Raw genomic sequence first — 11633 nt, forward strand, 5'->3', positions numbered from 1 at the left:
AGGAGACCCGATCGATGAAACAGCAGCTTGCGCAGCCGGTGGGCGAGCAGGCAGCCGCCTGGTTTGCCCGGGTGCAGGACGCGCCGGGCGATGCGCCGCTGCGCGCTGAACTGGAGCACTGGCTGGCCCAGGCACCGCAACACCGCGAGGAGTACCAGCGGCTGGTGGAGCTGTGGCGCGCTGCCGACTTCATTCCCCGGCAACGCCTCGAAGCCCTGTGCCGCGCCGAGCCCGTGCGCCAGTTGCCGCGCCGCCGCGTGTTGCGCCAGGCCCTGGCCGCCGGCGTGGCGCTGGCGGCCTTGGGGTTGGGGTGGACGGGCTGGCAGTACCAGCGGCTCAACCACCACGAGGTGCTGCAAACCGCCATGGGCGAGCGGCGCACCTTCGAGCTGCCCGACGGCTCGCATCTGGAGCTGAACAGCGCCACGCGCCTGAGCGTCGAGTTTGCGCCGGGGCAACGCCGCGTGCAGTTGAACCAGGGCGAGGCGATGTTCGTTGTCGCCCACGACAGCGCCCGGCCGTTCGTGGTCGGCACCGCCCAGGGCCAGGTGACCGTCACCGGTACCCGTTTCGATGTGCGCCAGGATGCGGCCAGTACCCGCGTTGCGGTGGAGCAGGGCTCGGTACGGGTGCAGGGCGCGGGCGAGTCGCTGGCGCAACTGGGCGCAGGCCAGGGCTCGCACATCGATGCCCATGGCCAGGTGGCCCCGGCCTACGCCGTGGATGCCGGCGCCCTGACCGCCTGGCGCCAGGGCAAGCTGGTGTTCGACAACGCCCCGCTCAGCGAAGTGGTGGCCGAAGTGTCGCGCTACCGCGCCCAGCCACTGCGCGTGGCACCGGGCAAGGTCGCCAACCTGCGCCTGTCGAGCACCTTCAGCACCGACGACCCGGACGCTCTGTTGCGCGCCTTGCCGAGCATCCTGCCGGTGGCGGTGAAGCAGCACGCCGATGGTTCCAGCGAAATAATTGCAAAATAGATTCAGGTTTTTTTTCGCCCGTTCGTCTTCCCCGCCAGCTGCAACTGCCAAGCATTTACATTTGCATGCGGTTGGCGTTTATCCCGACCTCTCAGGATTTATCGAAGACGTGAACAACAACAAGCCCCTTCATACCCTGCGCCGCCTGGCGCTGGCCCTGGCGGTCAGTGCCGCAGCCGCCAACAGCTACGCCGACAGCATCCAGATCCAGGCCCAGCCGCTGGCGTCGGCCTTGAAGCAACTGGGCCAGCAAACCCAGCTGCAACTGTTCTTCAGCCCGGAGCTGGTGGCCGGCAAGCAGGCGCCGGCGGTGTCTGGCAACCTGGCCCCGGAGCAGGCCCTGCAACAGTTGCTGCAGGGCAGCGGGCTGACCTTCGAGCAATCTGCCGACACCGTGGTGGTCAAGCCTGCGCAACCTGCCGGCACCCTTACCACCGGCAGCCTGGAGCTGGCGCCCACCGATGTGAAGGTGGTCGGCGACTGGCTGGGTGATGCCCAGCAGAGCGTGGTGCAGAACCACCCCGGCGCGCGCACCGTGGTGCGCCGCGAGGCGATGGTCGAGCAGGGCGCGATGAACGTGCGCGACGTACTGCGTGGCATCCCCGGGGTGCAGGTGCAGGACTCCAACGGCACCGGCGGCAGCGACCTGTCGCTGAACGTCGGCGTGCGCGGCCTGACCTCGCGCCTGTCGCCGCGCTCGACGGTGCTGATCGACGGCATCCCGGCGGCGTTTGCCCCCTATGGCCAGCCGCAGCTGTCGATGGCGCCGATTTCCTCGGGCAACCTCGACAGCATCGACGTGGTGCGTGGGGCTGGTTCCGTGCGCTATGGGCCGCAGAACGTCGGCGGGGTGATCAACTTCGTCACCCGGGCCATCCCCGAGAAGGCTTCGGCCGAGCTTGCCACCACCCTTGAGACCTCGCAGCGCGGCGGCTGGAAGCACACCGAGTCGGCCTTCGTCGGTGGCACCGCCGACAACGGCATGGGCGTGGCGTTGCTGTACACCGGGGTCAACGGCAACGGCTACCGCGAGAGCAACAATGGCAACGACATCGACGACGTCATCCTCAAGACCCACTGGGCGCCCACTGATGTGGACGAGTTCTGGCTCAACTTCCACTATTACGATGGCCGCGCCGATATGCCCGGCGGCCTGACCCAGGCCCAGTACGACAGCAACCCGTACCAGTCGCTGCGTGATTACGACTACTTCGCCGGGCGGCGCAAGGATGTGTCGTTCAAGTGGCAGCGCCAGCTGGACGACGCCACCCAGCTTGAAGTGCTCACGTATTACACCGACAGCTTTCGCGGCAGCGCCATCGCGGCCCGCGACATGAAGACCCTGTCGTCGTACCCGCGCAACTACCACACCTTCGCCATCGAGCCGCGCCTGTCGCGGGTGTTCTTCGCCGGCCCCACCACCCAGGAGGTCAGTGTCGGCTACCGCTACCTGAAAGAAGCCATGCGCGAGCAGTCCACGCGTCTTGAGCTGATCGACAACGTTCCGACCCCCACCCCGACTTCCGACGGCCATGTGTTCCAGGACCGCAGCGGCGGCACCGAGGCCAGCGCCTACTACATCGACGACAAGATCGACGTGGGTAACTGGACCATCACCCCGGGCATCCGCTTCGAGCACATCAATACCGACTGGCGCGACCGCCCGGTGCTTGACCCCGATGGCGTACCGGTCTCGGAGAAGAACCGCAGCATCAGCAGCAACGAGCCTTTGCCGGCGTTGAGCGTGATGTATCACCTGTCCGATGCCTGGAAGCTGTTCGCCAACTACGAGACCTCGTTCGGCAGCCTGCAGTACTTCCAGTTGGGCCAGGGCGGCAATGGCGACAGCACCGCCAATGGCCTGGAACCCGAGAAAGCCAAGACCTACGAGGTCGGTACGCGCTATGACGATGGTGGCTTTGCCGGCGAGCTGACGCTGTTCTACATCGACTTCGACGACGAGCTGCAGTACATCAGCAACGACGTGGGCTGGACCAACCTGGGGGCGACCAAGCACCAGGGCATCGAGGCTTCGGCACGCTACGACCTGGCCGGCCTGGACCCGCGCCTGAGCGGGCTGTCGGTGAATGCCGGGTACACCTATACCCGCGCCACCTATGAAGGGGAAATCCCGGGCTTCAAAGGCCGCGACCTGCCGTTCTATTCGCGCCAGGTGGCCACTGCCGGGGTGCGTTACCAGGTCAACCACTGGACCTGGAACCTGGATGCCTACGCCCAATCGAAGCAGCGCGCGCCGGGTACCGGGGTGACCAGCACCGGCGCGTTCACCGGTAACTACATCACCGAACCGAGTGCCGATGGGCGGTATGGCGACATTCCCGGGTACGTCACCTGGCATGCCCGCGGTGGTTATGACTTCGGGCCGCAGTTGTCCAACCTGAAGCTGGCGGCGGGGGTGAAGAACCTGTTCGACAAGCAGTACTTCACCCGCTCGAGCGACAACAACGCCGGCATTTATGTGGGTGAGCCGCGGACCTTCTATGTACAGGCCAGTGTAGGGTTCTGATACCGCATCGCCTGCTTCGCGGGTAAACCCGCTCCCACAGGCCCAGCGCAAACTTGAAACCTTGCGCTGCCTCTGTGGGAGCGGGTTTACCCGCGAAGAGGCCGGCACCTGCCCCACGGCTATATAAGGCCTGATACCGCATCGCCGGCAAGCCGGCTCCTACAGGTGAACGCGAACCCCTGTAGGAGCCGGCTTGCCGGCGATTGGGGTGCAACGCGCCCCCGGCGTTGGGTCAGGAGGCCACAGCCTCAGCCGGCGACACAATGCTGGTCTTGGCCCCGCGCGAACGCCCCGAGCTCAGGTACGCAGCAATCGATTCCTGGGTCACCTCGCCCAGGAACACCTGCTCGGCATCCAGCACCGGCAACCACGCGCGGTTGAATTCGTACATGCGCGACAGCAGGATGCGCAAATGCTCGTCGTGGGCTGCCGTGGCGTTGAACGGGCGCAAAAAGTCCGCGCAGCTGCCTTGCTGGCGGTGCATGTCACGCCGGCGCACATAACCCAGTGCCTTGTTCTGCCCGTCGGTCACCACCACGTAGCGGCGGTCATGCTCGTCGAGCAGTTCCAGGGCATCGGCCACCGGTGTTTCGGGGCTTACCGACGGCGCGTTGTCCGCGGCGTCCTCGGCACGCACCAGCAGCAGGCGCTTGAGGGTGCTGTCCTGGCCGACGAAGTTGCTGACGAAATCGTCCACCGGGTGCGCCAGCAGGGTGTCCGGGTGGTCCAGCTGCAGCAGCTTGCCTGCGCGGAAGATGGCGATCTTGTCGCCCAGCTTGATCGCCTCGTCGATGTCGTGGCTGACCATGATCACGGTCTTGTTCAGCGCCCGCTGCATTTCGAAGAACTCGTTCTGGATCATTTCGCGGTTGATCGGGTCGACCGCACCGAACGGCTCGTCCATCAGCAGCACCGGCGCCTCGGCCGCCAGCGCGCGGATCACCCCGATGCGCTGCTGCTGGCCACCGGACAGCTCGCGCGGGTAGCGCTGCAGGTACTGCTTGGGCTCGAGCTTGATCATGTGCATCAGCTCGCGGGCGCGGTCATGGCATTTTTGCTTGTCCCAGCCCAGCAGGCGCGGCACCACGGTGATGTTCTCCTCGATGGTCATGTTGGGGAACAGGCCAATCTGCTGGATCACATAGCCGATGTGCCGGCGCAGGGTCACTTCGTCCAGCGCGCTGGTGTCTTCACCATTGATGAACACCTGGCCGCTGGTCGGGGTGATCAGGCGGTTGATCATCTTCAGCGTGGTGCTCTTGCCGCAGCCCGAGGGGCCGAGGAATACGCAGATTTCGCCTTCGTTGACAGTCAGGCTTACCGAGTCGACGGCTTTGACGTCTTTGCCGTTGACGTTGAAGGTCTTGCTGAGGTTCTTCAGTTCGATCATGAGCGCAGTCCTTCTGGAGTCAGGGCACGTTGCAGGGTTTGCAGCAGCAGGTCGGCGATGATGGCCAGGAGGCTCACCAGCACGGCGCCGACCAGCAGCATCGACATGTCGCTGCGGCTGATGGAGGTAAGAATGAGCACACCCAGGCCGCCGGCGCCGATGGTGGCGGCGATGGTCATCACGCCGATGTTCATCACCACGGCGGTGCGCACGCCGGCGAGGATCACCGGCACCGCGATGGGCAGCTCGACCATGCGCAGGCGCTGGCCGAAGGTCATGCCGATACCGCGCGCCGCTTCACGGATGCCGGGCTCGACGTTGGTCAGGGCCAGGTAGGTGTTGCGCAAAATTGGCAGCAGCGAATAAAGGAACACCGCCGTGATCGCCGGCAGCGGGCCGAGGCCCTGGCCGAATTTGCTGTAGAACGGCAGCAGCAGGCCGAACAGGGCAATCGACGGGATGGTCAGCAGCACCGTGGCGCTGGCCTGCAAGGGGCCGGCGACGGCCGGGAAGCGGGTCATCAGGATGCCCAGCGGCACGCCGACCAGAATCGCCAGGCTGACGGCGATGCCCACCAGCATGATGTGTTGCCAGGTCAGTTGCACAACCTGGGCCCAGTCGAGGTGGGCGAAGGTGTCGAGCAGGCTCATGGCTGTACCTCCTTCAGCGGGTGTTCACGCAAAAAAGCGCTGGCCACGGCGGTGGGGTTCTGGTGTTCGACGTCGACCTTGGCGTTGAGCTCGCGCATGGTCTGGTCGTCCAGTTGCTCGGCCAGCGGTTTGAGCAGCGCGGCCAGTTGCGGGTTGGCGTCGAGCACCTGCTTGCGCACCACAGGGGCTGCGGTGTAGTCGGGGAAGTAGTGCTTGTCGTCTTCCAGCAGCTTGAGGTTGAACGCGTTCAGCCGGCCGTCGGTGGTGTAGACCAGGCCTGCGAACACCTGGTTGTTGTGCATGGCGGTGTACACCAGGCCCGCGTCCATCTGGCGGATGTTCGGGCGGCCGACCTGCAGGTCGTACAGCTCTTTCAGGCCCACCAGGCCATCCGGGCGGTTGGCGAACTCGGTGTCCAGGGCCACCAGGTGGTTACGCTGGTGTTCGTCACGCAGCACCTGGTTGAGGTCGCTGATGCTGTTGACCTGTGGATAAGCTGCAGCGACTTCCTTGGGCAGGCCCAGGGCGTAGGTGTTGCTGAACTTCGACGGGGTCAGCCAGATCAGGCCCTTCTGCGCATCCAGCTGTTTTACCCGGGCGTAGGTGGCCTCGGCGCTGGGCATGCGCTCGTCGATATGGTTGTACGACACCAGCGAGACGCCGGTGTACTCCCACATCAAATCGAGCTGGCCGGTCTCCTGGGCCTGGCGCGCGATGCTGCTGCCAAGGCCGGTGGTCACACGCACATCGAAGCCGTTGGCGCGCAGGTACTGGGCAGTGATTTCGGCGAGCACGGTCTGCTCGGTGAACACCCGCGCGCCGATGCGCACCAGGGGTTTTTCAGCTGCCTGGGCATAACCTGCGCATAGCAGGGCCGCGCCCAGCAGCAAGGCGATTGTCTTTTTCATGGGTTCCCTCTTGTTATCCGGCCAGGCCGCGTTCCAGCCAGCGCTTGCTGGAGAAGCTCACCAGGGCATCCAGCACCAGGGCCAGCAGCGCCGTGCAGGCGGCGCCCAGCAGCAACTGTGGCTGGTTGTTCAGGGCGATGCCGGGGAAGATCAGGCTGCCCAGGCTGTTGGCGCCGATCAGAAACGCCAGGGGTGCGGTGCCCACATTCAATGCCAGGGCCACACGCACACCGCCGACGATGATCGGCACGGCGTTGGGCAACTCCACCTGCCAGAGTTGCTGGCGCGGGGTCATGCCGATGCCGGTGGCGGCTTCCTTGAGCGAGGCGGGGACGTTTTTCAGGCCCTCGTAGGTGTTGCGCACGATGGGCAGCAGGGAGGCGAGGAACAGCGCGAAGATCGCAGGGCCTGCGCCGATGCCCAGAATGCTCAGGGCAATGGCCAGAACGGCCAGGGGGGGGATGGTGTTGCCAACGTTGAAGAACTGCATGAAGCGCTCGGCTTTGTCGACCCGGTGCGGTCGACTCAGCGCAATGCCGGCGGGGATGCCCACGGCCAGCGCCGCCGCCATCGAAGCCAGCACCAGTACCAGGTGCGCTTGCAGGTAGAACCCAAGATCGTCGCGATAACGCGCGATCGTGTCTGTGCCGATCCAGTGGATCAGCAGGGCCAGGATGACGAGCACGGTGGCGCATCCCAACAGCCCTTTACCGTAGCGTGTAGCCACAGGCGGACTCCTTGTGTTGTCGGCGAGCACACTTCTTTGAAGCCGGCCAATGCTGGCGGCGGGTGGTGTGTTCGCGAGTAGCAGCGTGAGGCAACCGTGGGCTGCGATCAGGCCATGAGCCGAACCCCGTCGGGCCCGAAAATGCTGGTGAAACCAATCCCCAACCGAAGCGGGTTGCAGGGGAGTGGACGTCTCCGTGGGCGTAAAGGTTCCCATCTGATGCGGCATTTGGCCAGTGTTAATCACTGGCGGCAGGGAAATTTCGCACGAAAAAACAGCGTGAATAGTACCGCCAGGCGTTGAAGTACCTGCTATCGATGGTTTTTTTGAAGGTGCAGGACTACCAGGTCAAAAAAATCCAATAATCACTTGAGGGAATATTCTCTCGGAGGTATTTTGTTGGCCTGGACGATCATTTTTTGCGAGGAATTCGTCGCCGAGTTCCAGACGCTGGACAGGGCTGTGAAGCAGGAGCTCATGGGCCAGTTGAGGTTTCTCGAGCACCAGGGCCCGGAAGTGGGCAGGCCGAAGGTAGACACCCTCAAAGGCTCCCGGCATCGCAACATGAAAGAGCTGCGATTCAGGGCTGGCAAAGGCGTGTGGCGCGTTGCCTTTGCCTTCGACCCGGCCCGGCGCGCGGTGATGCTCGTGGCGGGCGACAAGGTCGGGCTGAGTGAAAGGCTGTTCTATCGGCGCTTGCTCACCCGTGCCGATGATCGTTTTGACAACTACCTGCTGGAGAGTGAAAGCAATGGCAAAGACACTTGATCAGATGATGCAGAGCCTGCCGGATGACCTGCGGGCCGCCGCAGAAGCGCGCGGGCGCGAGCTGATTCGCGAGGAGATGACCCTGCAGGCACTGCGCAAGCAGCTTGCATTGACGCAGGAAGGCATGGCCCGGCGCCTGGATATCCGCCAGGCCAACATCTCCAAGGTGGAAAAGCGCACCGACATGCTGATTTCCACCTTGCGCGACTACATCGAGGCGATGGGCGGTACGCTGGAGTTGGTTGCCCATCTGCCGGGGCGCCCGCAGGTAACCCTGGACGGGTTTGCCGACCCGCAAGGGCAGAAGGAATAGTTGCCTGGGCAGGCGTCATCGCCGGCAAGCCGGCTCCTACAGGGGCGCGTGGTCTGTGGGGCTGCCGCCTGTTCCCGGGATTTTGGTCCACGGCCAACTTCGGGTATGATACGGCCCCATTTTTAATCCCCCAGTCAGGCGATTTCCCATGACCAACCAGGCCGCCGAAGTCGCGAAGCGCCGCACTTTCGCAATTATTTCCCACCCCGACGCCGGTAAGACCACCATCACCGAGAAGCTCTTGCTGATGGGCAAGGCGATCTCCGTCGCGGGTACCGTGAAGTCGCGCAAGTCCGACCGCCACGCCACCTCCGACTGGATGGAAATGGAGAAGCAGCGCGGCATCTCCATCACCACCTCGGTGATGCAGTTCCCGTACCGCGAGCACATGATCAACCTGCTCGACACCCCCGGCCACGAAGACTTCTCCGAAGATACCTACCGCACCCTGACCGCGGTGGACTCGGCGCTGATGGTGCTGGACGGCGGTAAGGGTGTAGAGCCGCGTACCATCGCCCTGATGGACGTGTGCCGCCTGCGCGACACGCCCATCGTCAGCTTCATCAACAAACTCGACCGTGATATCCGCGACCCGATCGAACTGCTCGACGAAATCGAAGCGGTACTGAAGATCAAGGCCGCGCCGATCACCTGGCCGATCGGTTGCTACCGCGACTTCAAGGGCGTGTACCACCTGGCCGGCGACTACATCATCGTCTACACCCCGGGCCACGGCCACGAGCGTACCGAGGCGAAGATCATCGAGAAGCTCGACTCCGATGAAGCCCGTGCGCACCTGGGCGATGAGTACGAGCGCTTCCTCGAGCAACTGGAGCTGGTGCAGGGCGCCTGCCACGAGTTCGATCAGGACGAGTTCATCAACGGCCAGCTGACCCCGGTGTTCTTCGGTACCGCGCTTGGCAACTTCGGTGTCGACCATGTGCTCGACGCCGTGGTCGACTGGGCGCCACGCCCGCTGGCGCGGGTCGCCCACGAGCGTACCGTGGAGCCGGTCGAAGAAAAGTTCACAGGCTTCGTGTTCAAGATCCAGGCGAACATGGACCCGAAACACCGTGACCGTATCGCCTTCATGCGCATTTGCTCAGGCAAGTACGAAAAAGGCATGAAGATGCGCCACGTGCGCACCGGCAAGGACCTGCGCATCGGCGATGCGCTGACCTTCTTCTCGTCCGAGCGCGAGCAGCTCGAAGAGGCCTTTGCCGGCGACATCATCGGTTTGCACAACCACGGCACCATCCAGATCGGCGACACCTTCACCGAAGGCGAGGCGCTGGGCTTTACCGGTATCCCGCACTTCGCCCCGGAGCTGTTCCGCCGCGTGCGCCTGAAGGACCCGCTGAAATCCAAGCAACTGCGCCAGGGCCTGCAGCAGCTGGCCGAAGAGGGCGCCACCCAGGTGTTCTTCCCCGAGCGCAGCAACGACATCATCCTCGGTGCGGTCGGTGTGCTGCAGTTCGACGTGGTCGCCAGCCGCTTGAAGGAAGAGTACAAGGTGGAATGCGCCTACGAGCCGATCACCGTGTGGTCGGCGCGCTGGATCACCTGCGATGACAAGAAGAAGCTCGAGGAATTCCAGACCAAGGCCATGGAAAACCTGGCCATCGACGGCGGCGGTCACCTGACCTACCTGGCCCCGACCCGGGTCAACCTGTCGCTGATGGAAGAGCGCTGGCCGGATGTGAAGTTCCGCGCTACCCGCGAGCATCACTGATTTCGAGAGCCTGCACCTGACCCTGTAGGAGCGGCCTTGTGTCGCGAAAGGGCTGCGTAGCAGCCCCAGGATTCAGTGTTGAGCAAAGATCGCTGGGGCCGCTTTGCGGCCCTTTCGCGACACAAGGCCGCTCCCACAGGGTTCGCGTAACGCCTGTAATCAATTCCCGGCCTTGATGCTGGTCCAGATCCGCGTACGAATGCGGTCGATCTTCGCCGGCATCGCCTCCAGCGCATACAGCTTGTCCATCACCTCCGCTGCCGGGTAGATCATGGTGTTGGCCTTCAGCGCCGGCTCGACCTTGGCATCCGCCGCCTGGTTGCCGTTGGCGTACTGCACGAAGTTGCTGATGCCCGCCATCACCTCAGGCTGCAGCAGGTAATTCATGTAGGCGTAGCCGGCCTTCTCGTTCGGCGCATCGGCCGGCATGGCCACCATGTCGAACCACATCGGCGCACCTTCCCTGGGTATCGAATAGCCCACCTTCACCCCGTTCTTCGCCTCCTCGGCGCGGTTCTTGGCCTGCAGCACATCCCCCGAGAAACCCACCACCACGCAGATATCGCCGTTGGCCAGGTCGCCGGTGTACTTGGATGAGTGGAAGTAGCTGATGTATGGGCGCACCTTCATCAGCAGGTCCTTGGCCTTGTCGTAGTCGGCCGGGTTTTGGCTGTGGTGCGGCAAACCGAGGTAGTGCAGGGCGATTGGCAGCAGCTCGGGGCCGTTGTCCAGCACCGCCACGCCGCAGCTTTTCAGCTTGCTCATGTACTCGGGCTTGAAGATCAGGTCCCAGGAGTCCACCGGTGCGTTGTCGCCCAGCACCGCCTTGACCTTGTCGATGTTGTAGCCAATGCCGGTACTGCCCCACAGGTAGGGGAAGCCGTACTGGTTGCCCGGGTCGTTGACCTCCAGCGCCTTGAGCAGCACCGGGTTGAGGTTCTTCCAGTTGGGCAGCTGCGACTTGTCGAGCTTCTTCAGCGCCTTGCCCTGGATCTGCCGGGCCATGAAGTGGTTGGAGGGGAACACCACGTCGTAGCCGGAGTTGCCGGTCATCAGCTTGCCGTCGAGGGTCTCGTTGCTGTCGTACACGTCGTAGGTCGGCACTATGCCGGTGGCTTGCTGGAAGTTCTTCAGGGTGTCGGGGGCGACGTAGCTGGACCAGTTGTAGATCTTCACCGAGTCGGCGGCGCTGGCGATGCTGGCGGCCAGTATCAGGGGTGCGAGAACGAGGGTGCGCATGTCGGGGTACCTTGCTTTGTCTGTTGTTATCGAAGGCAGGCGATCAGCGGATCAGAAAATCAGAACGTAGGTCTTGCGCACGGTTTCCTGGATATCCCAGGTGCCGGTGCTGTTGGCCGGTAGCATCAGGGCGTCTCCGGCTTCTATGAACAGGGTTTCGCCACCGTCGGGGGTGAAGGTGCAGCGGCCCTTGATGAAGTGGCAGAACTCCTGTTGCACGATCTGCCGGCGCCAGCGCCCGGGGGTGCATTCCCAGATGCCGGTTTCGACGCCGTCGCTGCGCTCGACGCAGGTCACCGAGGTGACCGCGACCGGCTCGCCAAGGGGTACGGCGACGGGGTTGGAGCTGTCCAGCGTGACGCTGTTGGTGTGTTTGAACTGGGTGATGCTCATGACCGGTGG

Annotated in this window: 11 protein-coding genes; 5 read left to right on the forward strand and 6 right to left on the reverse strand. The window is 64.0% G+C overall.

The annotated features are described in order from the left end of the window. Positions 1-14 precede the first annotated feature (14 nt). Together ACI2KK_RS00960 and ACI2KK_RS00965 are read left to right on the forward strand one after the other, a co-directional pair. Positions 15-977: a FecR family protein gene (locus ACI2KK_RS00960; protein ID WP_404667551.1), complete on the forward strand. Its 963-nt coding sequence runs from the start codon at positions 15-17 to the stop codon at positions 975-977. A gap of 109 nt (positions 978-1086) precedes the next feature. Beyond that, complete coding sequence (locus ACI2KK_RS00965) at positions 1087-3504, forward strand: TonB-dependent siderophore receptor (protein ID WP_404667552.1); 2418 nt, start codon at positions 1087-1089, stop codon at positions 3502-3504. Positions 3505-3736: 232 nt separating this feature from the next. On the opposite strand, the gene ACI2KK_RS00970 is transcribed toward ACI2KK_RS00965, so the two are convergent. Genes ACI2KK_RS00970 through ACI2KK_RS00985 form a run of 4 tightly spaced genes read right to left on the reverse strand, consistent with a single transcriptional unit; the run spans position 3737 to position 7179 of the window. Beyond that, positions 3737-4894, reverse strand: a complete 1158-nt coding sequence (locus tag ACI2KK_RS00970; protein ID WP_404667553.1) for a betaine/proline/choline family ABC transporter ATP-binding protein — start codon at positions 4892-4894, stop codon at positions 3737-3739. Continuing rightward, complete coding sequence (locus tag ACI2KK_RS00975; RefSeq protein ID WP_217840199.1) at positions 4891-5544, reverse strand: ABC transporter permease; 654 nt, start codon at positions 5542-5544, stop codon at positions 4891-4893. Before ACI2KK_RS00975 ends, ACI2KK_RS00970 begins: the two co-directional genes overlap by 4 nt. Next, complete coding sequence (locus tag ACI2KK_RS00980; protein WP_404667554.1) at positions 5541-6452, reverse strand: glycine betaine ABC transporter substrate-binding protein; 912 nt, start codon at positions 6450-6452, stop codon at positions 5541-5543. Before ACI2KK_RS00980 ends, ACI2KK_RS00975 begins: the two co-directional genes overlap by 4 nt. A 13-nt stretch (positions 6453-6465) precedes the next feature. Continuing rightward, positions 6466-7179 (reverse strand): ABC transporter permease, encoded by a 714-nt coding sequence (locus ACI2KK_RS00985; protein WP_217840197.1) that lies wholly within the window; start codon positions 7177-7179, stop codon positions 6466-6468. A 399-nt stretch (positions 7180-7578) separates the two neighbouring features. Here ACI2KK_RS00985 and ACI2KK_RS00990 point away from each other — a divergent pair, with 399 nt between their 5' ends. The 3 genes from ACI2KK_RS00990 (at position 7579) to ACI2KK_RS01000 (ending at position 9992) form a co-directional block, all read left to right on the forward strand. After that, complete coding sequence (locus tag ACI2KK_RS00990; protein WP_404667555.1) at positions 7579-7947, forward strand: type II toxin-antitoxin system RelE/ParE family toxin; 369 nt, start codon at positions 7579-7581, stop codon at positions 7945-7947. After that, positions 7931-8260 (forward strand): helix-turn-helix domain-containing protein, encoded by a 330-nt coding sequence (locus tag ACI2KK_RS00995; protein ID WP_404667556.1) that lies wholly within the window; start codon positions 7931-7933, stop codon positions 8258-8260. The genes ACI2KK_RS00990 and ACI2KK_RS00995 overlap by 17 nt, the downstream gene beginning before the upstream one ends. A 148-nt stretch (positions 8261-8408) precedes the next feature. Beyond that, the gene (locus ACI2KK_RS01000) at positions 8409-9992 is read left to right on the forward strand and encodes a peptide chain release factor 3 (RefSeq protein WP_404667557.1); all 1584 of its coding nucleotides are present in this window, start codon (positions 8409-8411) and stop codon (positions 9990-9992) included. 159 nt (positions 9993-10151) lie between these two features. Here the strand turns inward: ACI2KK_RS01000 and ACI2KK_RS01005 are convergent, their stop codons facing one another. Further along, positions 10152-11231, reverse strand: a complete 1080-nt coding sequence (locus tag ACI2KK_RS01005; RefSeq protein ID WP_404667558.1) for a polyamine ABC transporter substrate-binding protein — start codon at positions 11229-11231, stop codon at positions 10152-10154. Positions 11232-11282: 51 nt separating this feature from the next. Continuing rightward, positions 11283-11624: a cupin domain-containing protein gene (locus tag ACI2KK_RS01010; RefSeq protein ID WP_404667559.1), complete on the reverse strand. Its 342-nt coding sequence runs from the start codon at positions 11622-11624 to the stop codon at positions 11283-11285. Between the last annotated feature and the right edge of the window lie 9 nt (positions 11625-11633).

The sequence above is a fragment of the Pseudomonas sp. NPDC089406 genome (genome assembly GCF_044900265.1).
Taxonomy (GTDB): domain Bacteria; phylum Pseudomonadota; class Gammaproteobacteria; order Pseudomonadales; family Pseudomonadaceae; genus Aquipseudomonas; species Aquipseudomonas fakonensis.